The organism is Alistipes sp. DJF_B185, assembly GCF_964250025.1.
In the GTDB taxonomy this organism is placed as follows: domain Bacteria; phylum Bacteroidota; class Bacteroidia; order Bacteroidales; family Rikenellaceae; genus Alistipes; species Alistipes finegoldii.
Genome location: NZ_CAXUDY010000010.1, coordinates 26,100 through 50,249 on the forward strand (window position 1 = coordinate 26,100; position 24,150 = coordinate 50,249).

Sequence of the window (24,150 nt, forward strand, 5' to 3'; positions counted from 1 at the left end):
GACGACTCCAGCCGGAGTCGCGTTTTCGTGTCGTCAGTTCGATTTCTCCGTCAGTTTCTCCTGCACCTCGTACGCTTCCGCGATCAGGTCGCGCGGATAGTCGTACATTTCCAGAATCCGGATGGCGTTGCGGGTGGTGAGGGGACCCGTGTGCAGTTGGTAGTCGAAGACCAGCTTCCCGTCGATCACCTCCTCGCGGAAGTGGTGCAGTTCGTAGCCGTCTTTGCGGAGCAGGTCCGCCAGCTCGACGTCGTGCGTCGATACCAGCACGAGATGCGGCCCCCGGTTGAGGTGCGCCAGCACGGCTTTTCCTGCGGCGATGCGTTCGGTCGTGTTCGTGCCCTTGAAAAGTTCGTCGAGGGCGAACAGACACGGCGCCGGCTCCTGCGATGCGTCGATGAACCGTTTGACGGTCAGCACTTCCTGCAGGTAATAGCTCGTCCCTTCGGCGATGTCGTCCGAGATGCGGATCGAGCTGTAAATCTTCATGTACGGGGCTGTGTATGCCTCGGCGAAGCAGATGTCGAGCGTCTCGGCCAGCAGGGCGTTGAGCACCAGCGTGCGGATGAACGTGGTCTTGCCCGACATGTTGGAACCGGTAAGCAGCAATCCCGTGCCGTCCAGCTCCAGCGTATTGGGGACGCAGTCTCCGATGAGCGGATGTATGACCTCCTCGGCCCGCAGGTATTTCCCGTCGGTGAATTCCGGGCGGCAGGTCGGCGTTTCGCCGCGCAGGCGTGCCGCCGAAATCGCGGCGTCGGTCTCTCCGATGAACCGGAACAGTCCGTGGATGGCGTCGCGGCGCGCTATGATGCTGCCTGTGAAGCGGTGGAAGAGAATCACCTCGACGTTGAAGGCCGCCTTCAGCAGTTCGAGCACCAGCCATACGGCCGCGGCCAGCTCGTTGGCGCTGTCGCCCTGCGTGCCGACCACGCGGCTGCGCCGTTCGACCTCGGAGACCTGACGGATGACCTTCAGGGCCTCCTCCGTGCCGGGAACCTCTTCGGCAGCGAGATGCCGGGCGGTCCGCAGCGCCAGCGACAACTGTTTCACGGCCGAAGCATAGATCGAAATGTTGAGCTTGTTGCTGTAATGGATATACATGTTCGCTGCGAAGACGGCAAGAAACAGCAACAGCAGCAGCGGATAGAGAAAGCTCAGCAGCAGCGACACCACGGCTGCGGCCGAGAGCAGGTAGACGAGAGCGATGCGGCGCACCTGCTCCGGCTTGTCGAAAATCAGGTTTTGCAGGTCGTAGGCGTCGTCGTCCGAGAGCCGCGAAAGGTGTTTCGCGCATTGTTCGGCATGTCCGGCGTTCCCGGCGAAATGATCCGTCCTGCGGCCGAACTCCCGTACCTCTTCCGTGCCGCGCAGGGTCCTCAGCCGGGCGTACAGGTATTGCTGTCCCGGCTTGGAGGAGGTGCGGTCGATACGCTCGAATACGGCGTTGAGGTCGAGGTCGGCCGTGGTCTCGGCGTCGATGGTCTGAAAAGAGCTCTCTTCCGAGGAGACGTTGTAGAAATAACGGCTTGTCAGGTCGAAATTACACGCGGCCCGTTTTTCGCCGGATGCTCCGGGAAGCCCCAAAAAGGTTGTCAGGTATGCAGTAGGTTTCATGGTCGCGTGTCGGTTGTTCTGGCGTCCGACCGGAACGGCCGGTCGGATGCGGGACGGTGGGCAGGGGGCCGTATCGCATGCGGTCCCGCATTCCGTGCCGCCTCTGCGTTAATATTGCGGTGCGGCGTTCATCGCCTTGGCGATGCCTTCGGCGATCTGATCCAGTCCGCCTTGGAGTTTGCCGCCGATCATCATTTTCATCATCATATTCAGCTCGATGTGCAGCACCAGCCGCATGCGGGTGTCGGTGTCCGAGACCTTGTGGAGCTGGATCCAGAATGCGAAGTCCATCGGCACTCCGCCGCCGTCGGCGACGATCTTGACGTGCCGGGGCGCTTCGCGCTCCTCCATGCGGAGCTTTACGGTGAAGCCTTTGGCTTTGAACGAGCAGGTGTCTTCGGTCGCCTGCCACTCCTCGACCTTGTCTGCCACGGCGGGCGTCAGGTTGTCGAAACGGCTGATGACGGCGTAAATCTGTTCGGCGGGACGCAAAATCTGTTGCTGTTTGGAGATGTATTCCTGCATGGTTGTATTTAATGGGTGAATCGGATTTCAGCGCAGGGCCGGCCGGAGTTTATCCCTTCCGGAGCCTGCCGCCTGCAAAAGTAGTGATTTTTCGCGGGACGGGCAAATTGTCCGCCGCCGGGGGGGCGGAACGTGAACCGCCCGGCAACCTGCCCGGTGTAGCGGGGCGTGTTGCCGGGCGTATGTACAGGCTCGGAGTGTCAGTCGATCTCGAACGTGCGGGCCGTGTCGCTGTCCACGGTGATGCGTACCGTCATCACGTTGTCGGGCAGTAGCTGCTCGATCTTTTCGGGCCATTCGACCAGACAGAGGTCGCCCGAATAGAAATACTCTTCGTAGCCGAAGTCGTAAGCTTCGCGGACGTCGTTGATGCGGTAGAAGTCGAAATGGTGGATGCGGCGGCCGCCCTTGCCCTTGTACTGGTTGACGATGGCGAACGTGGGGCTGGTTACGGTGTCCGTCGCGCCCAGCTGCGCGGCGATTTCGCGGATCAGCGTCGTTTTTCCGGCGCCCATTTCTCCGCGGAAGGCGACTACCGTGCGGCGGCCGAGGGCTTCGATGACCGCTTCGGCGACGTCCGGAAGGTCGTCCTGCGAGGTGATATGGATGGTCTTCATCTATTGTTTGGGTTTTAAGACGATGTAGGGCACGATCATCTCTTCCATCGAGATGCCGCCGTGCTGGAATGTATTGCGGTAGTAGCGGATATGGCGGTTCGCGTCGTTGTTGTAAACCAGAAAATCCGAATTGTAGGCGAAGATGTAGCTCGACGTGAGGTTGCTCGACGGAAGCTGCACGTCTTCGGGCTTGAGCACTTCGTAGACGTCGCGGGAGTTGTAGGCCAAGTTGCGGCCCGTTTTGTAGCGCAGGTTGGCCGAAGTCTCGCGGTCGCCGGTCACCTTCACCGGATTGTCCACGCGGATGGTGCCGTGGTCGGAGGTGATGACCACCGTGTGTCCCCGTTCCGAGAGGAGTTTGAGGATGGTGTAGAGGTCCGAATGTTCGAACCACGAGCGCGTCAGCGAGCGGAACGCCGCGTCGTCCTCGGTGAGTTCGCGGATGATGTCGGTTTCGGTGCGCGCGTGCGAAAGGATGTCGAGGAAATTGTAGACGATGACCGAGAAGTCGGCGTCGTACACCTTTTGTATATTGTCCACCAGTTTGCGGCCCTGCTCCGGGCGCACGAGCTTGTCGAACGAGAATTTCCAGTTCTTGCCGTTCTGGGCCATCAGCCGTTTGAGGAACTCCTCCTCGTACTGGTTCTTTCCGCCCTCCTCGTTGTCGTTGAGCCATTTGTTGGGCATCAGCTTGTCGATGGCCAGCGGCATCAGTCCCGCGAATATGGCGTTGCGGGCGTATTGGGTGGCCGTGGGCAGGATAGCGCAGTAGAAATCGTCCTGCGCCACGTCGTAATAGCCTCTCAGCAGCGAGGAGATCGACCGCCACTGGTCGTAGCGGAAGTTGTCGATCAGCAACAGCGTGGTCTTCGGATTCTCGTCCGCCACCGGGAAGATGTTGGTGCGCATCAGCGTGTGCGACATCACGGGAGTGTCTTCCGAACGCCTGTTGATCCAGTTGTAGTAGTTGCGGCGCACGAACTTGCAGAACTCCTGATTGGCCTCGGTTTTCTGGTAGGTCAGCACCTCCTTGATGCTCTGGTCGGTGGATTCCGAAAGATCGACCTCCCAGTTGGCCAGCTTGCGGTACAGCGAACACCAGTCGCCGAAGGTCTCGGCCATCTGCAGCGACGAGGAGATGCGTCCGAATTCCGAACGGTAGTCGGCCGTGGTCTGCTCGGTGACGAGCTGCTGCTGGTGGACGTTCTTCTTGATCGAGAGCAGCACCTGATTGGGGTTCACGGGCTTGATGAGGTAGTCGGCGATCTTCGAGCCGACGGCCTTGTCCATGATGTTCTCCTCCTCGCTCTTGGTCACCATGATGACGGGCGTGGTGGGGCGCACCTCCTTGATCTTGGGGAGCGTTTCGAGTCCCGTCATGCCGGGCATCATTTCGTCGAGGATTATCAGGTCGTAGGCCCCTTCGGAAGCCATGTCGATCGCGTCGTAGCCGTTGTTGCAGGTGTCTACTTCGTAGCCCTTCTGTTTGAGGAACAGGACGTGGGGCTTCAGCAGTTCGACCTCGTCGTCCACCCAGAGTATTTTGACCATACCGTTAGCGGAATTTAGTTTGCAAAATTAGTTATTTTATTATCAAACGCAAAAACCGGGCGTTTATTGAGTCCCCGTATTTTCCGGCGCGGAATATAACCGCTTCGGCGCCGGCGTGCAGGGCGGGATTTCCGTCCCTGCACGCCGGAATTCCGGATGGCGTTTTGGGTATATTTTTGTTCCCAAAAGGTCGGGGCACTTTTGGGTGCTTAGAGACTATGTTGCTGATCCATAATTGATTGCCGAGTCGTCCGTCCGACGGAGTCCGACGGGGAATAATTGCCTGACACATAATATTTTAATTTTCGGGCGAGTTTTGCCCGATATTTGTTATCGTACTGTTCCAGTGGCAGGTAGAGGACTGCGGGAAAAATAATGAAAAAAAACTGCGGTTTGTTGGCTAAAATGTAAATAAAGCGTATATTTGCAGTCCGAATGTCTTCACACGAACTTAATAATTTAATACTATATAGAAATGACAAAGGCAGATATCGTAAGCGAAATCGCTAAGAGCACCGGAGTTGAAAAGGTGCAGGTACAGGCAATCGTTGAGGCTTTCATGGATAGCATCAAGACGTCGCTGACCAACAAGAACAACGTGTATCTCCGTGGTTTCGGCAGTTTCATCGTAAAGAAGCGCGCCAAGAAGGTTGCCCGCAACATCTCGAAGAATACGACCATCACCATTCCCGAACACAACATTCCCGCTTTCAAGCCCGCCAAGAGCTTTGCGGCGAAGGTGAAATAATTTAAATAAATAAGAACCTCAAAAAATCAAGGACTATGCCAAACGGAAAGAAGCATAAGCGACACAAGATGGCTACCCACAAACGCAAAAAACGTTTGCGTAAGAACCGTCACAAGAAAAAGTAGGGTAGCACTTTAGTGCTAAACGATAGATAAAGCTAAAGGAACCCCAAGTTCTTTTAGCTTTACCTATTTTTCAGCGGTTTTTCGTGACGGCATCCTGCTTCCGGGGCATGGGACTCGGTGCGGAGCCGCCGTTTCCGGGAGTCCTAACCTTTCCCGATCCTCTTCCGAGGGCGTTTCGGGGCGGACTCCACGATAACCGCAAAAAATAGTCCGGGGCCTTTCCGCGCCCGGACCGCGTGCCGGACGACGGGTCCGCACGGTTTTTATCCTTTGGAGTTCGCCGCCACTTCAGACCAAAAAGCGGCCTAACCGATTTCAGTATTCCGCGTCTTCGTCTCCGGAGCGCGACACACGATATAGATGAACAGAGAATTAATTGTAAACGTCAACCCGACCGAAATTTCCATCGCGTTGTGCGAGGACAAGGTCCTTGTCGAACTCAACAAGGAGCAGTGTCAGACCGGGTTCGCCGTCGGGGATATCTACCTCGGAAAAGTACGTAAGATCATGCCGGGTCTCAATGCGGCATTCGTCAATATAGGACACGAAAAGGACGCCTTTATCCATTATCTCGATCTGGGCGGTCAGTTTCTTTCGTTGCAGAAGCTCGTCGCTTCGCAGCAGCCCGGCAAACGGGGCCTGCGCGTCGAGAGCATGAAGCTCGAACCGCCCGTGGAGAAGTCGGGCAAGATCGGCGACTACCTGCAGGTCGGCCAAAACATCATGGTGCAGATCGCCAAGGAGGCCATCTCGACCAAGGGGCCCCGTCTGACGGCCGATATTTCGCTGGCCGGACGCAACGTCGTGCTGGTGCCCTTCTCGTCGAAGGTCTTCCTGTCGCAGAAGATCCGTTCGGTGGACGAGAAGAAACGCCTGAAGCGGATCGCCGCCGCCGTGCTGCCCAAGAATTTCGGCGTCATCATCCGCACTGCGGCCATGGAGGCCAAGGACGAGGATATCGAACACGACATCCAGACCCAGATCGACCGCTGGCGCAAGACCTGCGCGGCGATCAAGAAAAACACGGCTCCCGCCCAGCTGATGAGCGAGATGAACCGCGCCAATACGATCATCCGCGACTCGCTGAACGGTTCGTTCTCGCAGATCGCCGTGGACGACGAGGCGATGTACAACGACATCCGCGGTTATATCAGGCAGATCGAACCCGAAAAGGAGAAGATCGTCAAACTCTACCGCGGCAACGTGCCCATTTTCGACAACTTCGACATCTCGAAGCAGATCAAGTCGCTCTTCGCCAAATATGTCTCGCTGCGCCGCGGCGCCTACCTCATTATCGAGCATACGGAGGCCATGAACGTCATCGACGTCAATTCGGGCAACCGCACCAAGGCCGAGGACAATCAGGAGCAGACGGCGATGGACGTCAATCTGGCCGCTGCGGCCGAAATCGCCCGCCAGCTGCGTCTGCGCGACTTGGGCGGCATCGTCATCATCGACTTCATCGACCTGCGCAAGGCGCAGAACCGGCAGGCGCTCTACGACGAAATGGTGAAGCTGATGGCTACCGACAAGGCCAAGCACACGGTCCTGCCGCTCACCAAGTTCGGCCTGATGCAGATCACCCGCCAGCGGGTGCGTCCCGTGGCCGTGGAGGAGGTTTCGGACGTCTGCCCGACCTGCAACGGATCGGGCAAGATCGAACCGACGGTGCTGCTGGACAAGAAGATCGAGAACCAGATTTCGTTCCTTACGCATGACCGCGGTCACAAATATATCAAGCTGGTCGTAAGCCCCTATGTGGCCTCCTTCCTCAAGCAGGGCCTTTGGTCGCTGCGCCGCCGCTGGCAGTGGAAATACAAGGTGCGGCTGCATGTCGTCGCCGACCAGAGTCTCGGTATCGTCGAGGTCCATTACCACGACCGCAAGGACAACGACCTGATAAACAAGTAACCGTATGACTGCCCGCGAGCAGCTGGCGCAGTTCGCCGCCGGGTCGAAAGCCCTGCCCCGCCTGTGCCGCGAATATAAGAAAGAGCGCGCAACCGTCCATCTGAAAGAGCTGGTCGGCGGCGCTCTTTCGTTCTATGCCGCTGCCGCTGCGGCGAAAACCGGGGGCGTACACGTCTTCGTCGCCGAGGACCGCGACGCTGCGGCCTACCTGATGAACGACTTCTATAACCTGCTGGACGAGAAGCAGGTCTATTTCTTCCCCTCCTCCTACAAGCGTTCGGTGGCCTACGGCGCCGAAGATGCGCAGGGCGTGGTGCAGCGCACGGCGGCGATGAGCGCCGTGAAGGGCTTCACGAAAGGGTATCTGATCGTCTGCACCTATCCCGAAGCGCTGGTCGAGCGGGTCGCCGACGCCGAAACCCTCCGGCGGGACACGATCGCCGTGAAAGTCGGCGACAGTATCTCGATCGCCGTGCTGGAGGACGCGCTCGTCGATGCGAACTTCACCCGCGTCGATTTCGTCTATGAGCCGGGCCAGTATTCGGTGCGCGGCGGTATCGTGGACGTCTTCTCCTTCTCGGAAAGCAAACCCTACCGTATCGACTTTTTCGGCGACGAGGTGGACTCGATCCGCCGTTTCAACATTTCGAGCCAGCTCTCGGCCGACAAACTCGACCGGGTGGAGATCATTCCCAACCTCAATGCCGGCGATGGGGCGGCGAAGGTGTCGTTCGTGCAGTTTGCGGGCGACGCGGCGGCCTATTGGTTCTACGACGCCGATTACGTGCTGCGTCGGGTGAACGATATCCGCCGCAAGACGCTTGCCGACATGGAACGTCCTGAGGAGATCGACCGCCTGATGACCAGCCGTAACGCACTGCTCGGCGATTTGGCGAACTGCCGGATGCTCGCCCTGCGCGACAACCTGCCGGAGCGTCCCGCCACGGCGGCCGTAGAGTTCGATACGGCTCCCCAGCCTAAGTTCAACAAGAATTTCGAGATGCTGGCCGACGACATGATCCGCAATTCGCTGCGCGGGTACACGACCTATATCCTCTCGGAAAACAAGGTGCAGGTCGAGCGTCTCGAAAACATCTTTCACCAGATCGGACGCGGGCAGGCCGTCGTGCGGCCCCTTTCGGTGACGCTGCACGAGGGTTTCGTGGACAACGACCTGAAGTTGTGCCTCTATACCGATCATCAGATTTTCGACCGCTACCAGCGTTACCGCATCAACGGCGAGATCAGGCGCGACGAACAGATGACCGTCGCCGAGCTGAACCAGCTGCGGCCGGGCGACTATGTGGTGCATATCGACCACGGCGTGGGCCGCTTCGACGGGCTTGTGAAGATCAACGAAAACGGCAAGGCGCACGAGGCGATCAAACTGGTCTACAAGGATGGAGACGTGCTGTTCGTGAACGTCCATTCGCTCCATCGCATTTCGCGCTACAAGTCGGGCGACGGCGAGCCGCCGAAGGTCTACAAGCTGGGCAACGGCGCATGGCAGAAGCTCAAGAACGCCACCAAGAAGGCCGTCAAGGATATTTCGCGCGAGCTGATCGCCCTCTATGCCAAACGCAAGGCCAGCAAGGGATTCGCATTTACGCCCGACAGCTATCTGCAGCACGAGCTGGAGGCGTCGTTCCAGTGGGAGGACACGCCCGACCAGCAGACGACCGTGGCGGCCGTCAAGAAGGACATGGAGTCCGACCAGCCTATGGACCGGCTGGTCTGCGGCGACGTGGGCTTCGGCAAGACCGAGGTGGCGATCCGCGCAGCGTTCAAGGCGGCCGTGGACGGCAAGCAGGTCGCCGTGCTGGTGCCGACGACGATTCTCGCCCTGCAACACTACCGCTCGTTTTCGGAGCGTCTGCGCAACTTCCCCGTGCGGGTCGAGTATCTCAACCGCACCAAAACGGCCAAAGAGGTGTCGCAGATCCGCGCCGACCTCGAAGCTGGCCGTATCGACATCCTGATCGGCACGCACAAGATTCTGGGCAAACAGATCGTATTCCGCGATCTGGGGCTGCTGATTATCGACGAGGAGCAGAAATTCGGCGTGGCGGCCAAGGAGAAGCTGACGCAGCTGGCGGTCAACGTCGATACGCTGACTCTCACGGCGACGCCGATTCCGCGAACGCTGCAATTCTCGCTCATGGGTTCGCGCGACCTTTCGGTCATCTCGACGCCGCCGCCCAACCGGCAGCCGATCGTCACCGAATCGCACGTCTTCTCGGAGGAGATCATCCGCGACGCCGTCGAAACGGAACTCGCGCGCGGCGGACAGGTCTACTTCGTCCACAACCGCGTCGAGGACCTGATGACCATGCAGGGGCTTATCACCCGCATCTGCCCCAAGGCCCGCGTGGGCGTGGGGCACGGCAAGATGCCCGCCGAGAAGCTGGAGCGGCTGATCATGGACTTTATCTACGGGGAATTCGACGTGCTGGTCGCCACGACCATCGTCGAGAACGGCATTGACATTCCCAATGCCAATACGATCATCGTGAACAATGCCCAGAACTTCGGCCTGAGCGACCTGCACCAGCTGCGCGGACGTGTGGGCCGCAGCAATCAGAAAGCCTACTGCTACCTGCTTTCGCCGCCCGACGAGCTGCTGTCGTCCGATGCGCGCCGCCGCCTGCGGGCCATCGAGGAGTTCTCCGATCTGGGATCGGGCTTCAATATCGCCATGCAGGACCTCGATATCCGCGGCGCGGGCAACCTGCTGGGAGCCGAGCAGAGCGGATTCATCGCCGATATCGGTTTCGAGACCTATCAGAAGATCATGAACGAAGCGATTGCCGAACTGCGCGCCGAGGGACTGCATGTCGCGGGCCTGAACGATTCGGAACAGGAGGTGGTCGAGCAGCTGCGCTATATCGACGACGCGCATATCGAAATCGAGGTCGAAGCCGGTCTTCCCGACTCCTATGTGGCGCAGCAGGCCGAGCGCCTGAAGCTCTACCGGGAGCTGGATTCGACCAAGGACGAGGAGGCGCTGCTGGCCTTCGGAGAGCGTCTGGCGGACCGTTTCGGCCCTCTGCCACGTGAAACCGAAGAGCTGCTCAACGTGGTGCGCCTGCGCTGGGAGGCGATCCGGCTGGGCATGGAGCGCGTGAAGGTCAAGAACGGGCTGATGATCGTGCATTTCGTCGGCGAGCAGGACTCGCCCTACTACAAGAGCGACACTTTCATGGACCTGCTCCGCAAGGTCACGCAGAATCCCGGCAGATTTGTGTTGAAACAGCACAATAATCGTCTGGCGATGACCGTTAGGAATGTCAAAGACATTGAAGACGCATATAAAACGTTGCAGCAGCTTTGAATTTGGTAGTAGATATCGGAAACACCCTCGTGAAACTCGCTGTTTTCGACCGGGGGGAGATCGTTTTTCAGCGCTGCGTGGAGCGGCTGCATCCGTCGATGCTCGAAGAGCTGTTCGCGGCATGGCCCGTGCGCCGGGCCGTCGTGGCTTCGACGCGCGGCGAAGTGGACGAAGTGGCCGATCTGCTCCGGCCGCGCGTGGAGTATCTGCTGGAGTTCTCTTCGCAGACGCCCGTACCCATCGGCAACGCCTACCTGACGCCCGAAACGCTGGGCCGCGACCGGCTGGCCGCGGCGGTCGGCGCCACGGTGCTTTATCCGGGCCGCAACGTGCTGATCGTCGATTTCGGTACGGCGGTGACCATCGATCTGGTGACGGCCGACGCAACGTTTCGCGGCGGATGCATATCGCCGGGCATGAAGACCCGTTTCAGGGCGCTGCACGACTATACGGCCAAACTGCCTTTGTGCGCCGCTACCGAAAGCGAAGAGCTTGCGGGGCTTACCACCCGGCAGGCCATCGAGCTGGGCGTGATGAACGGAATCGCGTTCGAGATCGAGGGTTATGCGGCCCGCATGCGCAGCCAAATAGAGGATTTATGCGTAATTTTTACCGGAGGAGACGCGAATTTCTTTGTTAAACGAATTAAAAATACGATATTTGCGAATTGTAATCTGGTTTTTTGCGGATTGAATAGAATTTTAGAGTACAATGCAAGTGAAGAACACCTTAATTAAACTGGTTGTCATTGCAGCCGTGATGATTCCCTATGCCTCAGCGGCCCAGACAAGCAGTATTAACGCATTCTCTCCCTACACGATGTACGGCATCGGCGAACAGAACACGCCCGGCACCCTGCCGATGCGTTCGATGGGCGGTGTAGGTGTGGCCATGCGCAGTTCGGGCGTGGTCAATCTGCTCAATCCGGCGGCTTTCAGCGCCGCGCCGCAGAAGAGTTTCCTCTTCAACTTCGGGCTGGAGGGCCAGAATTACTACAACTCCCAGAAGGTCGACGGCATGTCGAAAAGCACGGCCTACAACACCTTCAACTTCCATGACATCGCATTTCAGCTGCCGCTGGCCAAGAAGCTCGGTCTGGGCTTCAGCCTCACGCCTTACAGTTCGGTAGGCTACCGCACCAAATACACCCATGACTACGATCCGTCCGATCCCGTATGGGGCAACGTCGGCCGCGCGCAGTACGTCTATCAGGGCGAGGGCGACGTGACGGAGGTCAAACTCGGCGTCGGCTGGGAACTTTTCAAGAACTTCTCGCTGGGTATCGCCGCGCAGTATTACTGGGGCGATATCGACCGTTCGTTCGTGATGACCCCGACCCCGATCACGGGCGACGGCTCCTACTCTTCGACGGTAGGCACCGACAACTACAGTATTTCGAGCATCAAGGGACAGATCGGCGTGCAGTGGAACGCCATCCTGAATCAGAAACGCGCCCTGACGCTGGGCGCCGCCTATGATTTCGGCGGCGACCTCAATCCCACGGTGACGAAAAATATCTATGTGGGCGACCTCTACAACTCCAGCGTAAAGGGCGATACGACGCATTTGGCACTCGTATTGCCCCGTCAGCTTTCGGTGGGCGCCTTCTACCAGACCTCCAAGTGGACGATGGGGGTGGATTACGTCTATCAGGACTGGGGCGGCCGCAACAGGCAGACCGAATCCACCGGCGTCAGCGGACCGGACCGGAGCGCCTTTGCGGTGGCGTATACCGATACGCATACGATCAAGGCCGGCGTGGAGTACACCCCCAACCGCTACGATGTGCGCAATTTCCTGAAACGCTGGTCCTACAGAGCCGGATTCCGTTACGGAACCCACAACCAGACCTACAACGGCGACAAACTGGGACAGTATGCCGTGACGCTGGGCGTCGGCGTGCCCGTGAAGTTCCTCGCCATCTCGTCCATAGACGTCGGCGTCGAATACGGCCGCCGCGGTTACAACTTGGCCGAACGCCTCGGACTGGTGCGGCAGCAGTATTTCAAATTCTCGATCGGCTTCACGCTCTTTGCCGGCAGCGAGAACGGCGAGTACTGGTTCCTGCGGCCTAAATACGATTAGTTTTTGACCCGAAAATTTGCACTTTTGGAGAACCGGCAGTAAATTGCATTGGATTTCGGTACATCCGACGGACACTAAAACATATAAAATTAAATACAAAAATTAATCTCTGACCGATGAAAAACGTTAAAATTCTGCTTTCCGCTGCTCTTGTATTCGTAGGGGCGACGGCTCTGGCTCAGGACTTCAGCGCTCCGCAGTACGAGAAGTGGGGAGACACGCCCGAACAACGCGAAAAGAACATTCTGAACAGCAACTTCCTCAAGGAGTCGTGCGACAACCGCGACTACAATGCCGCTGCTCATTATCTGAATGAACTCATCAACAGCGTTCCGACCGCTTCGGTCTCGTTCTACCAGCGCGGCGCCGTGATCTACAAGAACAAGATCAACCGCGCCAAGAGCGTCGCCGAGAAGAATACGTATATCGACTCGCTGATGCTCATGTACGACCTGCGCGCCAAGTATTTCGGAGACCATCCCAAGCAGGGTGCCGCTTTCATTCTCGATCAGAAGGCACGCGAGTACCTGCGCTACAAGCCCAGCGACCGCAAGGGTATCCGTGAGGCGTTCCGTGCCGCGATCGAGGCCGGCGGCGACAACACCGATCCCGAAACCGTCGTGGCTTATTTCAGCAACCTCTGCGACGACTACAAGAACACTGACGAGGTGCTGCCCGACGAGATCATTGCCGAGTACGACCGTCTGACGCCGTTCTTCGAGAAGAATCCCAATGCCAACGAGTACAAGGCACAGTTCGACGCCGCGTTCGGTCTGAGCGGTGCCGCAAGCTGCGAGAACCTCGAAAAGCTCTTCCGCGGCAAGCTCGAAGCGGCTCCCGACGACGAGGCGCTGCTGGCGCAGGCCGTGGCGCTGATGTCGCGCGCCAAGTGCGACGGCGACTTCTATTTCACGCTCGCAGAGAAATACTATGCCGTGAAACCCTCTTCGGAGACCGCCATGTTCCTTGCGCAGGCTTTCCAGAGCAAGGGCGATTACGCCAAGGCGATCAAATACCTCAACGAGGCGCTTGCCGTCGAGCAGGATCCTGCGGAGCGTCAGCTGCTGCTGGTGCGCATCGCGCTGATCGACTTGGTTGCAAACGATATCCCCGGAGCCGCTTCCGCTGCGCGTCAGGCCCGCGACCTGAATCCTGAGGACGGCGTGCCCTATTACGTGCTGGCCCAGTGCTATGCCATTTCGGCTGCCAACTGCGGCGGTTTTGCCGGTCAGGCTACCTTCTGGGCCGCTTACGACACGATGTCGAAAGCCATCGAACTGCTGCCTGCCGATTCGGAATACATCGAATCCGCCAAAACGTCGCTGAATGCGTTCCGCAGCCGTTTCCCGACCTCGGAGGAGTGCTTCTTCAACGAGCTGCAGGCCGGTTCCCGCTATACCGTGACCTGCGGTACGGCCGCCGGTGTCGTGACTTCCGTACGTCCCCGTTAATAAATGAACAGGCTCATCGCAAGATACGCCATGGTAGCACTCTCCGTTATGGGGAGTGCTATCTTGCTATTCTCCTGCGAACGCGACGAGGCGGAGGATGCTGCGGCTTCCGAAGAGACGATGAGAACCGAATACAGTGAAAATCTGTCGATCGTCGAATCGCAGAACGGCCGCCGTTCCTACCATTTCGTAACTCCGCTGGTCGAGGGCTATTCGCTGGCCCGCGAACCTTACCGCGAGTTCCGCAAGGGAGTCAAGATCACCACTTATAAGGACGATTCGCTCTCTACGGTCGATGCCGTGCTGACGGCCAATTACGCCATCTACTACGAGAACCGCAAATTGTGGGAGGCCAAAGGCAATGTCGTGGTCGTCAAATCGGATGGCAAGAACCTCTACACGCAGCAGTTGTTCTGGAATCAGCAGACCAAGAAGATCTATTCGAACGTCGATTCGAAAATCGTGCAGAACGACGGACGCGACGTCTTTATCGGCGAAGGTTTCGAATCCGACGAGGAGTTCAAGGACTGGCGTTTCCGCCGTATGAAAGGCCGCATGGAGGTCGAGGTCAAACCCACCGAACAGGAGGTCGAGGTCGTTCCCGATTCGACTGCCGGAGGCCGGACAGGGGCGTCGGGACCTGTCCCTGCGCAGCAGTCCGGCAAAACCGCCGTTGCATCCGCCGGCGAGCCTATGCCCGAACCCGCTGTCAAGCCCGCCGTCGCTCCGGTTCCGGTCCGGCGGCCCGTTCGCAGGGATGCGCCCGGCAGACCGGCGTCCGCAGGGGAGCCTGCCGAAGCCCGGCCCAGAACGGAACAGCAGCAGATGAAGCCGGTGGATCTGAAACTGGACGATGACGAGATACAATCAACCCAATAAGAGATGCTTACTTCGGTCATACTGATTGTCCTGATGCTGTTGCTGTCGGCATTCTTTTCGGGTATGGAGATCGCTTTTACGAGCAAGAACCGCCTGAAACTGGAGATCGACCGCAAGCAGAGCCGCATGTTCGACCGCATAGCGGATATATTCTCCCGCCACCCCGGACAGTATATCACCACGATTCTGGTGGGCAACAATATCGCGCTGGTCATCTACTCGCTCTACATGTCGCTGCTGCTGCGCGGTATTTTCTACGCGCTGGGGTGGGAGAGCATCGCCCGGAACGGTTCCGTGGCGATCGAAACCGCCGTTTCGACCGTCATCATCATCTTTTTCGCGGAATTCCTGCCCAAGTCGGTCTTCCGCAACAATCCGAACTTCTATTACCGCGCGCTGGCGCCGGTAATCTATTTCTTCTATTTGCTGCTCTATCCGATCGCGCGGCTGACGACGCTCATTTCGCACGGCATCCTGCGCCTGACGGGCCGCCGCGTCGAAGAGCGGACGACGACGCACAGTTTCGACCGCGAGGACCTCGCGTCGCTGCTCGACACCAACAGTTCCGAGCCGCGTCCCGAACCCGACAACGAGCTGAAGCTGTTCCAGAACGCGCTGGATTTCGCCGACCTGCGGGTGCGCGACTGCATGGTGCCGCGCGTGGACGTCGAGGCAGTGGACATCGACGATACGACCATCGAACAGCTCACGGCGCGTTTCGTCGATTCCAAGTATTCGCGCATCTTCGTCTGGCGCAAGAGCATCGACAACATCATCGGCTATATCAACTCGAAGAGTCTGTTCACCCGTCCGGCCAGTATTTCCGACGTGATGATGCAGGTCAATTTCGTTCCCGAAACCATGCCGCTGCAACTGGTGCTGCAGAACTTTATCAAGCACCGCACCAACATCGCCGTGGTGATCGACGAATTCGGCGGCACGGCGGGCGTCATTTCGCTCGAAGACGTGCTGGAGCAGATTTTCGGCGAGATCGAGGACGAACACGACGTGCCCGACCTGACCGAAAAGCAGGTCGGCCCCGACGAGTATGTCCTCTCGTGCCGTCTCGAAGTGAAATACCTCAATGAGAAATACGGTCTGGGTATCGAGGAGAGCCGCGAATACGATACGCTGGCGGGTTTCATCATCTTCAATTACGAGGGGATTCCCACGGCCGGAGAGACCGTTTTCGTCGGCGGTCTGCAGGTGCGAATCCTGCGTACGACGCGTTCGCGGATCGACTTGGCGCGGGTCCGGAAGTTGTGAGAATTTTTATGGCATAATAAGGGCCTTTTCCGAATAAATTTACTACCTTTGACTGCTAATTCGAAACAATACGAATAATTTACAATTTATATGGCAAGTTTAAACACTTTACGCACCAAGTTCGGCATCGTGCTGTCGATTGTCATCGCAGGCGCCCTCTTGGCTTTCATTCTCTCCCTGAAGACCGAAATGGGCTTCTCAGGCAACGACCCCCGGGTCGGTGTTATCGACGGTGAAAAGATCAACTATTCGGAGTATTACAACCAGTATGAGCAGGTCAAGGCGCAGAGCGGCGCTCAGGAGAGCAACGAACAGCAGTCGGCGATGCTTGCCAACGCTGCATGGCAGGCCCTGATCGGCAAATACGTGCTGACTCCCGGATTCGACAAGATGGGCCTTCGCGTTACCGAACCCGAACGTATGTCGATGGTCAGCGGCCAGCATCCTTCGCAGGCTTTCTACAATGCCTTCGCGGATCCCCGCACGGGTGAGTACAACGTTGCCGCCGTTCACCAGTTCCTCTCCGAGGCCGAAGCCAACGCGCAGGCGCAGCAGGCTTGGGCGCAGCTCAACGAGCAGGCCCGCATGGAGCGCGAGGTCGCCAAGTTCCTCGGCCTGATCAAGGGCGGCGTGTATGTCAATTCGCTCGAAGTGGCCAACGGTGTGAACTCCGCCAACAACACCTATGCCGGCAAGTGGGCCGGTAAGAAATACTCGGCCGTTCCCGATTCGCTGATTCAACTCAAGTCGAGCGACATCAAGGCGTATTACAACAGCCACAAGAACATGTTCAAGCAGACGCCGTCGCGTGCGCTTTCGTATGTCGTGTTCGAGGTTTCTCCGACCGACGACGACATGCTGGCGCTCGAAAAGAGCGTCGCCGAGGTCGGCGCGCAGTTCGCCGCCACCGAAGAGCTGAAGTCGTTTGTCCGCGCCAACCGCAACGGAAAGATCGCCGACAACTACGTCTCGGCGAAGCAGCTTTCGGAAGAGGAGGCCAAGGCCCTGCTCGACGGCGCTACCTACGGTCCCGTACTGAAGAACAACGAGTGGACGATGGCCCGCGCGCTGGATACCAAGATCGTTCCCGACTCGATGGGCATCCGCCACATCGTACTTCCCTATACGCAGGAGGCGCTGGCCGACAGCCTGCTGACCGTACTTAAGGGCGGCGCCGATTTCGCTCAGGTCGCTGCGCAGTATTCGGTTTATGACGCTACCGCCGCCAACGGCGGCGAGGTGGGCGTCATGCCGTTCTCGGCCTTCTCTGGCGAGTTCGCTGCGGCGCTTGCCAATGCGAAAACCGGCGATATCGTGAAGATCGCTTCCGGCGACGCCATTCAGCTGATGCAGGTTTACCGTGCCGACAAACCGTCGAAGCACGTTCAGGTCGCTTCGATCACCTACCCGGTCGAGGCTTCGGCCGCTACCCGCCGCGACATCCACAATCAGGCCGGCACCTTCTCGGTGAACGCCAAAGGTTCGGTCGAAGCGTTCAACGAGGCCGCTTCGGCTGCCGCCGTTACGCCGCGCATCGCGTCGCTGGCGCAGGGCGAGCGTACGATCCGGGGTCTTGAGGATTCGCGCGACGTCGCCCGCTGGGCTTACGGCGCCGAGGTGGGCGATGTTTCCGAAATCTTCCCGGTAGGCAAGGATTATGTGATCGCCATGCTGACCGAGATCGACGACAACGAATTCGCTCCCCTCGAAAAGGTTTCGGCACAGATCCGTGCTCAGGTACTCCGCGACAAGAAGTACGACTATATCGTGAAGGAGCTCTCCGGCTCTACGCTCGACGAGCAGGCCAAGAGTCTCGGAACCGAAGTCGCAGACTTCGACAACGTGACCTTCGGGGCTTTCTATGTGAACGGTCCCGGTTTCGAGCCCCGTCTGATCGGCGCTATCTCGTCTACGACCGAGAAAGGCGTTCTCTCGGCTCCGGTCAAAGGTCTGAGCGGCGTATATGTCTTCGAGGTGGATGACATCCAGACCTCGGACAAGCAGACAGCCGAAGGCGAGAAGGTGCGTGCGCAGGCTATGGCCGAGAGCATGGCCCAGCAGTTCTCGGTGCAGGCTATCCAGCAGATGGCCAAGATTCAGGACCTGCGCGGAAAATATTTCTAAACCCGATTTTTCGAGACATAGAAAGAACGCCGGAGTATTCCGGCGTTCTTTTTGTTATTTTTGCGTATATTTAGGAGTCGTATTGAAACTTATCGCATACCGTTATGAATAATTTCATTTATCACAATCCTACGAAACTGGTTTTCGGCAAAGGACAGATCGCCAGACTCGGCAAACTGATCCCTGCCGACAAGAAGATCATGATTACCTTCGGCGGCGGCAGCGTGCGCCGCAACAGGGTTTACGATCAGGTCGTGAAGGCGCTCGAAGGGCGCGACTGGGTCGAGTTCTGGGGCATCGAACCCAATCCCTCCGTCGAGACGGTCCGCGAGGCCGTGGCTTTGGGCCGTGAGAACGGTTCCGACTTCCTGCTGGCCGTGGGCGGCGGATCGGTCATCGACGGTACGAAACTCATCGCTGCGGGCCTGCTCTACGACGGCGATCCGTGGGATATCGTGCTCAAGGGACAGGCGGATAAAACCGTTCCGCTGGGCACCGTCCTCACGATGTCGGCCACGGGGTCGGAGATGAATTCGGGTTCGGTCATTTCGCGTCAGGAAACCAAGGAGAAGTACGCCTTTTACGGCGATTATCCGGTCTTCTCGATTCTCGATCCCGAAACCCTCTACTCGCTGCCGCAGCGGCAGATCGCCTGCGGGCTCTCCGATACCTTCGTACATGTGCTGGAACAGTATATGACCACGCCCGGCCAGTCGCGCCTGATGGACCGCTGGGCCGAGGGCATCCTGCATACGGTGATCGAAATCGCTCCGAAAATCCGGGAGAACCAGCATGATTATGCCGTGATGTCGGAATATATGCTGGGGGCGACGCTGGCGCTGAACGACATGATCCGCATGGGCGTGTCGCAGGACTGGGCGACGCATATGATCGGTCACGAGCTGACGGCCCTGCACGGACTGACACACGGTGCGACGCTGGCGATTGTCATCAATGGCACCCTGCGCGTGCTCCGGGAGCAGAAGCGCGGAAAACTGCTCCAATACGGCGAACGGATCTGGGGCATTGCCGACGGTTCGGAAGAGGAGCGCATCGACCGTACGCTCGAAGCCACCGAAAAATTCTTCCGTTCGCTGGGGCTTTCGACCCGGCTTTCGGAGGAGGGGATCGGCGAAACGACGATCGCGGAGATCGAACGCCGCTTCAATGCCTCCGGCGTCAAGTACGGCGAAGCGCAGAATGTAGACGGCGCCGCGGCGCGCCGGATACTCGAAGCGTGCATGTAGGCCGTTCGCACCGGATTTAAGCAGAGGGGCTGTCTGACAAGTCCCCGAAATTGGAAATCACCCCTGCCAGAGTTTTATCTGACGGGGGTGAAATTCTAAAAATCGGACTTGTTAGACAGCTCCTTTTGTTTTCGGAGGTGCGCTTCGTGTAAATCGGTCGGTTTTTGCGAAAGCAGGGAATTTCGTCATAGTCCGCCTTTCCGCTCTTTTCCCCGAACGGATAAAAAATACCCTCCGGGAAACCGGAGGGTATCGCTATTGCTTTCAGTCGCTTTAGTCGGCGAGCAGAATTTCGAGTATCTTGATAGCTGCGGTGGCGATCGGCGTACCGGGGCCGAAGATGGCGGCGGCGCCGTCCTTATACAGCTGGTCGTAGTCCTGTGCGGGGATCACGCCGCCGACGATGACGATGATGTCTTCGCGGCCGAGCTTCTTCAGCTCTGCGATGATCTGCGGCACGAGGGTCAGGTGGCCTGCGGCCAGCGACGAGACGCCCACTACATGCACGTCGTTCTCGACGGCCTGCTTGGCGGCCTCTTCGGGAGTCTGGAACAGCGGGCCCATATCGACGTCGAAGCCGATGTCGGCGTAACCCGTGGCAACTACCTTGGCACCGCGGTCGTGGCCGTCCTGACCGAGCTTGGCGATCATGACGCGCGGCTGACGGCCCTCTTTCTTGGCGAACTCGGCGCACAACTCCTTGGCGCGCTCGAACTGTTTGTCGTTTTTCACTTCTGAACTGTATACACCTGAGATGGAACGGATAACTGCTTTGTAGCGGCCTACGACGACTTCGCAGGCATCGGAGATCTCGCCCAGCGAAGCGCGGACCTTGGCGGCCTCGACGGCCAGCTCCAGCAGGTTGCCCTGCTTGGTCTTCACGCACTCGGTGATCGCGGCCAGCGCCTTCTTCACGGCGGCTTCGTCGCGGTTGGCGCGCAACTCCTTCAGACGCTTGATCTGGCTCTCGCGTACGGCGGTGTTGTCCACTGCGAGGATGTCGATCGGAGCCTCTTTTTCCAGACGGTATTCGTTCACGCCGATGATCTTCTCGGTGCCGGAGTCGATGCGGGCCTGCTTGCGGGCCGCTGCCTCCTCGATACGCATCTTCGGAATGCCGGTCTCGATAGCCTTGGCCATGCCGCCCAGCTTCTCGACCTCCTGAATACGCTCCCAAGCCTTGTCGGCGATCTCCTGCGTCAGCGATTCGACGTAGTACGAACCTGCCCACGGGTCAACCTCGCGGCAGACGTTGGTCTCCTCCTGAATGTAAATCTGCGTGTTACGCGCAATACGCGCCGAGAAGTCGGTCGGCAGGGCGATCGCCTCGTCGAGGGCGTTGGTGTGCAGCGACTGGGTGTGTCCCAGTGCGGCGCCCATGGCTTCGATGGCCGTACGGGCCACGTTGTTGAACGGGTCCTGCTCGGTGAGCGACCAGCCCGAAGTCTGCGAGTGGGTACGCAGGGCCAGCGATTTGGGGTTCTTGGGATCGAACTGCTTCACGATCTTGGCCCACAGCATACGCGCGGCGCGCATCTTGGCGATCTCCATGAAGTGGTTCATGCCGATGGCCCAGAAGAACGACAGGCGCGGTGCGAAGGCGTCCACCGACATGCCGGCGTTGATACCTGCGCGCAGGTACTCCAGACCGTCGGCCAGCGTGTAGGCCAGCTCGATGTCGGCCGTTGCGCCCGCCTCCTGCATGTGATAACCCGAAATCGAGATCGAGTTGAACTTGGGCATGTTCTTCGAGGTGTACTCGAAGATGTCGGCGATGATGCGCATCGAGAACTTAGGGGGATAAATATAGGTGTTGCGCACCATGAACTCCTTGAGGATGTCGTTCTGGATCGTACCGGCCAGCTGGTCGAGTGTGCAGCCCTGCTCCAGTCCGGCTACGATGTAGAAGGCCAGCACGGGCAGCACGGCGCCGTTCATGGTCATAGACACCGACATCTTGTCGAGCGGAATGCCGTTGAAAAGCACCTTCATGTCCTCGACCGAGCAGATCGACACGCCGGCCTTGCCCACGTCGCCCACCACGCGCGGGTGATCGGCGTCGTAACCGCGGTGCGTCGCCAAGTCGAACGCCACCGACAGACCCTTCTGGCCTGCGGCGAGGTTGCGGCGGTAGAATGCGTTGGACTCCTCGGCGGTCGAGAAACCCGCATACTGGCGGATGGTCCACGGACGCATCACGTACATCGTCGAGTAGGGACCGCGCAGGAAGGGGGCGATACCTGCCGCGTAGTTCAGGTGCTCCATGCCTTCGAGGTCTTCGGCCGTATAGGCGCCCTTGACGGGAATGCGTTCGGCCGTCAGCCACGGCTCGACCTGTCCGCAGCCTTTCGAGGCGCAGCAGCTCTTCTGCTGGCCTGCGTCATATGTCAGTTCTGAAAATTTAGCTCTCATGATTAGATTCCCATCTCTTTAAGGTAGAACTTAAGTGTTTCCAAGACGTTCGACTTCACGTTGATGAAGTTGGTGATGCCCTGCGCTTCGAGTTCGGGTGCGCAGGCGGGCGCTCCGGCAACCACGAGGATCGCCTTGCCGCCGAGCAGCTCCTTGATTTTGGGAGCGGCCTCGGCATAGTCGTCGTCGCTGGCGCAGACCACGACGATCTGGGCTTTCGACTCCAGCGCGGCTTTCACGCCCTCTTCGATCGACTTGAAGTAGGTGTTGTCGATCACCTTGATGCCGGCGCATGCGAAGAAGTTGCACGAGAACTGCGAGCGGGCGCGGGCCATGCCCAGATTGCCGCACGTCAGCATGAATGCCTTCGGCTCCTTGCCGCTGCGATCGACATGCAGGCGCATCTCCTCGAACGCCATGGCGCCGCGGTAGGGAACGAGCACGTTGCCCTCGGCCTGCTTGCGCGTAACGGACTCGGCGGTGATCTCCTTGCCGGCGACCTCCGTAAAGTTGGGATACTGGTTGGCGCCGAGCAGTATCTGGCGGCGCGTTGCGATGTTCTTGTCCTTGGCTGCGGCCGACGCTTTGATGCGCTCGGCGATGAAACCTGCCTTGTAAGCTTCGGTGTAGCCGCCCTTCTCCTCGATTTCGAGGAAGAGCTTCCACGCCTCGGCGGCGATCGACTGCGTGAGGTTCTCGATGTAGTACGAACCGCCGGCCGGGTCTACCACCTGATCGAAGTGCGACTCGTGCTTGAGCAGCAGTTCGACGTTGCGGGCGATGCGCTTCGAGAACTCGGTCGGGTTTTCGAACGATGCGTCGAAGGGCGTAACCTCCAGCGAATATACGCCGCCGATTGCGGCCGACATGGCTTCGGTCGTGCCGCGCAGCATGTTTACATAGGGGTCGTATACGGTCTGGTTCCACTTCGACGTCTCGGCGTGGATCTGCATCTTGCAGGCGCAGTTCTTTTCGGGATTGTAGCCCTTGACGATGTTGGCCCACAGCATGCGCGCCGCGCGGAATTTTGCGATCTCCATGAAGTAGTTGGAGCTTACCGAGAACGAGAAGCGCAGCTTGCGTGCGGCTTCCTCGATCGTCAGCCCCGCGTCCGTCAGGCGTACGAGGTAGTCATGTCCTGCCGAAAGGACGAAGGCCAGCTCCTCGACGATGGTCGAACCGGAGTTGCCGAAGATTTGACCTGATACGGTCACCACGCGGATGTGCTTGTACTCTTTGGTCTTGCGGATCAGCTCTGCGACGCGGGCGAAGCACTTCTCGCCGTTGGGCGAGCAGAAGTCGCCTTTGGTCGAGAGGCCCTTGACCAGCGGGTCGATGCAGAACGCGATGCGGACATCCTCTTTGGCGATGCCCTCTTTTTCGATCTTCGCCAGTACGAGTTCGGCTACGTCAGCCGTTTTCTGACCGCAGAAGGTCAGCTGGACGGCCGGAATGCAGATCTCGCCAAGCAGCGTGTCGAGGTCGGCGGCGGTGAAAGCCTCCGACGCGATGCAGAAGCCGAGCGAATCGACGCCTGCGTTGAGGATCTTCAGCGCCTCGGCGTTTGCCTCCTTGGGGCATACGACGCTTACGGTCTGATGTACGCGCCAGCGGTTGTGTGCGCGTGTACCCCGTACGTAAGGGAACTCGCCTGCCTGCGAGCCCAGAAACTTGATGCCTTCGAGGTTCTCGGCGCGGTAGTAGGGACGGACGTTGAATCCTTCGCCCGTTTTCCATACCAGTTTGCGCTCGTAATCAGCACCTTTCAGGTCGGCCGTAATCACTTCCTCCCACTTCTCGGTCGGGACCGGCGGGAATTCGGTGAACAGCTTTTCACGTTTGGTATTTGCCATAACTATTTAGAGATTAGTATAAGTGTTGTTTCAAAATTGCTTGTAAAGGTACAAAATTATTAATGATTGAAACAAGAAATTGTTAATAAAATAACACTGTATAATTTCTTTTTATAATGTGGTGCATTTCGTTTACTTTCGCCAGCGGGCTGAACGGTTGATTTCCTCGGAGGTGAAATAGTTGAAATATGTTCTTTATTGCTTCTGTTTTGCGGAAATTCCAGAAATCGCATTTTTTGGGGATTTCGGTGAAAAATTGAGGTAATTTTCCGGAAAATGGCGTGAAAATTCGAGCTTGTTGCTGAAAAATGGCCTTGTTTTTCGGAAAATGTTGAAAAAAATCGGTGTTTTTCGAAAAATAGCCGTTTTTTGTAAAAACAACGTAACGGAAAAATAATTACATTTGCA

At 58.3% G+C, this 24,150-nt stretch carries 16 protein-coding genes; 10 read left to right on the forward strand and 6 right to left on the reverse strand.

The genetic code is table 11. The features are described 5' to 3' along the window. Nucleotides 1–33: 33 nt before the first annotated feature. The 4 genes from ACESTR_RS12155 to ACESTR_RS12170 all read right to left on the reverse strand — a co-directional run bounded on the left by ACESTR_RS12155 (nucleotide 34) and on the right by ACESTR_RS12170 (nucleotide 4,310). Nucleotides 34–1,617, reverse strand: a complete 1,584-nt coding sequence (locus ACESTR_RS12155; RefSeq protein WP_373179324.1) for a MutS-related protein — start codon at nucleotides 1,615–1,617, stop codon at nucleotides 34–36. A 108-nt stretch (nucleotides 1,618–1,725) separates the two neighbouring features. Next, a complete protein-coding gene (locus ACESTR_RS12160; protein WP_009596069.1) occupies nucleotides 1,726–2,142 on the reverse strand; it encodes a polyketide cyclase in 417 nt (138 codons plus the stop codon). Nucleotides 2,143–2,342: 200 nt separating this feature from the next. After that, complete coding sequence (tsaE, locus tag ACESTR_RS12165; protein WP_014775965.1) at nucleotides 2,343–2,759, reverse strand: tRNA (adenosine(37)-N6)-threonylcarbamoyltransferase complex ATPase subunit type 1 TsaE; 417 nt, start codon at nucleotides 2,757–2,759, stop codon at nucleotides 2,343–2,345. Further along, complete coding sequence (locus ACESTR_RS12170; RefSeq protein ID WP_009596052.1) at nucleotides 2,760–4,310, reverse strand: response regulator; 1,551 nt, start codon at nucleotides 4,308–4,310, stop codon at nucleotides 2,760–2,762. Nucleotides 4,311–4,785: 475 nt separating this feature from the next. Between ACESTR_RS12170 and ACESTR_RS12175 the strand changes: the two genes are divergently transcribed. From ACESTR_RS12175 to ACESTR_RS12220, 10 genes are all read left to right on the forward strand, one after another. Then, nucleotides 4,786–5,058 carry an HU family DNA-binding protein gene (locus ACESTR_RS12175; RefSeq protein ID WP_009596092.1) on the forward strand — a complete coding sequence of 91 codons (273 nt, stop codon included), beginning with the start codon at nucleotides 4,786–4,788 and terminating at the stop codon, nucleotides 5,056–5,058. A 485-nt stretch (nucleotides 5,059–5,543) separates the two neighbouring features. Next, nucleotides 5,544–7,094 carry an Rne/Rng family ribonuclease gene (locus ACESTR_RS12180; RefSeq protein ID WP_009596110.1) on the forward strand — a complete coding sequence of 517 codons (1,551 nt, stop codon included), beginning with the start codon at nucleotides 5,544–5,546 and terminating at the stop codon, nucleotides 7,092–7,094. A 4-nt stretch (nucleotides 7,095–7,098) separates the two neighbouring features. Next, entirely contained in the window at nucleotides 7,099–10,425 is a 3,327-nt protein-coding gene (gene mfd, locus ACESTR_RS12185; RefSeq protein ID WP_014775967.1) for a transcription-repair coupling factor, read from the forward strand. After that, entirely contained in the window at nucleotides 10,422–11,162 is a 741-nt protein-coding gene (locus tag ACESTR_RS12190; RefSeq protein ID WP_014775968.1) for a type III pantothenate kinase, read from the forward strand. The genes mfd and ACESTR_RS12190 overlap by 4 nt, the downstream gene beginning before the upstream one ends. Beyond that, nucleotides 11,137–12,510, forward strand: coding sequence for an OmpP1/FadL family transporter (locus ACESTR_RS12195; RefSeq protein ID WP_237958728.1), 1,374 nt, complete (start codon nucleotides 11,137–11,139; stop codon nucleotides 12,508–12,510). The genes ACESTR_RS12190 and ACESTR_RS12195 overlap by 26 nt, the downstream gene beginning before the upstream one ends. Before the next feature lie 116 nt (nucleotides 12,511–12,626). Further along, the gene (locus ACESTR_RS12200; protein WP_014775970.1) at nucleotides 12,627–13,961 is read left to right on the forward strand and encodes a tetratricopeptide repeat protein; all 1,335 of its coding nucleotides are present in this window, start codon (nucleotides 12,627–12,629) and stop codon (nucleotides 13,959–13,961) included. Between the two features lie 3 nt (nucleotides 13,962–13,964). Beyond that, nucleotides 13,965–14,840 carry an LPS export ABC transporter periplasmic protein LptC gene (lptC, locus tag ACESTR_RS12205; protein WP_009596094.1) on the forward strand — a complete coding sequence of 292 codons (876 nt, stop codon included), beginning with the start codon at nucleotides 13,965–13,967 and terminating at the stop codon, nucleotides 14,838–14,840. 3 nt (nucleotides 14,841–14,843) lie between these two features. Beyond that, nucleotides 14,844–16,106: a hemolysin family protein gene (locus ACESTR_RS12210; protein WP_014775972.1), complete on the forward strand. Its 1,263-nt coding sequence runs from the start codon at nucleotides 14,844–14,846 to the stop codon at nucleotides 16,104–16,106. A 90-nt stretch (nucleotides 16,107–16,196) separates the two neighbouring features. After that, nucleotides 16,197–18,230: a peptidylprolyl isomerase gene (locus ACESTR_RS12215; RefSeq protein WP_288488368.1), complete on the forward strand. Its 2,034-nt coding sequence runs from the start codon at nucleotides 16,197–16,199 to the stop codon at nucleotides 18,228–18,230. Nucleotides 18,231–18,334: 104 nt separating this feature from the next. Further along, nucleotides 18,335–19,477 carry an iron-containing alcohol dehydrogenase gene (locus ACESTR_RS12220; RefSeq protein WP_302576346.1) on the forward strand — a complete coding sequence of 381 codons (1,143 nt, stop codon included), beginning with the start codon at nucleotides 18,335–18,337 and terminating at the stop codon, nucleotides 19,475–19,477. A 273-nt stretch (nucleotides 19,478–19,750) separates the two neighbouring features. Here ACESTR_RS12220 and scpA read toward each other — a convergent pair whose 3' ends face one another. Then, a complete protein-coding gene (gene scpA, locus ACESTR_RS12225; RefSeq protein WP_302269625.1) occupies nucleotides 19,751–21,889 on the reverse strand; it encodes a methylmalonyl-CoA mutase in 2,139 nt (712 codons plus the stop codon). Between the two features lie 2 nt (nucleotides 21,890–21,891). After that, nucleotides 21,892–23,742: a methylmalonyl-CoA mutase family protein gene (locus ACESTR_RS12230; protein ID WP_279064305.1), complete on the reverse strand. Its 1,851-nt coding sequence runs from the start codon at nucleotides 23,740–23,742 to the stop codon at nucleotides 21,892–21,894. Nucleotides 23,743–24,150 lie beyond the last annotated feature (408 nt).

Bases quoted from the DNA above. Each gene is read 5' to 3' on its own strand.
- ACESTR_RS12155 (WP_373179324.1), bottom strand. From the start codon at position 1,617: ATGAAACCTACTGCATACCTGACAACCTTTTTGGGGCTTCCCGGAGCA.
- ACESTR_RS12160 (WP_009596069.1), bottom strand. From the start codon at position 2,142: ATGCAGGAATACATCTCCAAACAGCAACAGATTTTGCGTCCCGCCGAA.
- tsaE (WP_014775965.1), bottom strand. From the start codon at position 2,759: ATGAAGACCATCCATATCACCTCGCAGGACGACCTTCCGGACGTCGCC.
- ACESTR_RS12170 (WP_009596052.1), bottom strand. From the start codon at position 4,310: ATGGTCAAAATACTCTGGGTGGACGACGAGGTCGAACTGCTGAAGCCC.
- ACESTR_RS12175 (WP_009596092.1), top strand. From the start codon at position 4,786: ATGACAAAGGCAGATATCGTAAGCGAAATCGCTAAGAGCACCGGAGTT.
- ACESTR_RS12180 (WP_009596110.1), top strand. From the start codon at position 5,544: ATGAACAGAGAATTAATTGTAAACGTCAACCCGACCGAAATTTCCATC.
- mfd (WP_014775967.1), top strand. From the start codon at position 7,099: ATGACTGCCCGCGAGCAGCTGGCGCAGTTCGCCGCCGGGTCGAAAGCC.
- ACESTR_RS12195 (WP_237958728.1), top strand. From the start codon at position 11,137: ATGCAAGTGAAGAACACCTTAATTAAACTGGTTGTCATTGCAGCCGTG.
- ACESTR_RS12200 (WP_014775970.1), top strand. From the start codon at position 12,627: ATGAAAAACGTTAAAATTCTGCTTTCCGCTGCTCTTGTATTCGTAGGG.
- lptC (WP_009596094.1), top strand. From the start codon at position 13,965: ATGAACAGGCTCATCGCAAGATACGCCATGGTAGCACTCTCCGTTATG.
- ACESTR_RS12210 (WP_014775972.1), top strand. From the start codon at position 14,844: ATGCTTACTTCGGTCATACTGATTGTCCTGATGCTGTTGCTGTCGGCA.
- ACESTR_RS12215 (WP_288488368.1), top strand. From the start codon at position 16,197: ATGGCAAGTTTAAACACTTTACGCACCAAGTTCGGCATCGTGCTGTCG.
- ACESTR_RS12220 (WP_302576346.1), top strand. From the start codon at position 18,335: ATGAATAATTTCATTTATCACAATCCTACGAAACTGGTTTTCGGCAAA.
- scpA (WP_302269625.1), bottom strand. From the start codon at position 21,889: ATGAGAGCTAAATTTTCAGAACTGACATATGACGCAGGCCAGCAGAAG.
- ACESTR_RS12230 (WP_279064305.1), bottom strand. From the start codon at position 23,742: ATGGCAAATACCAAACGTGAAAAGCTGTTCACCGAATTCCCGCCGGTC.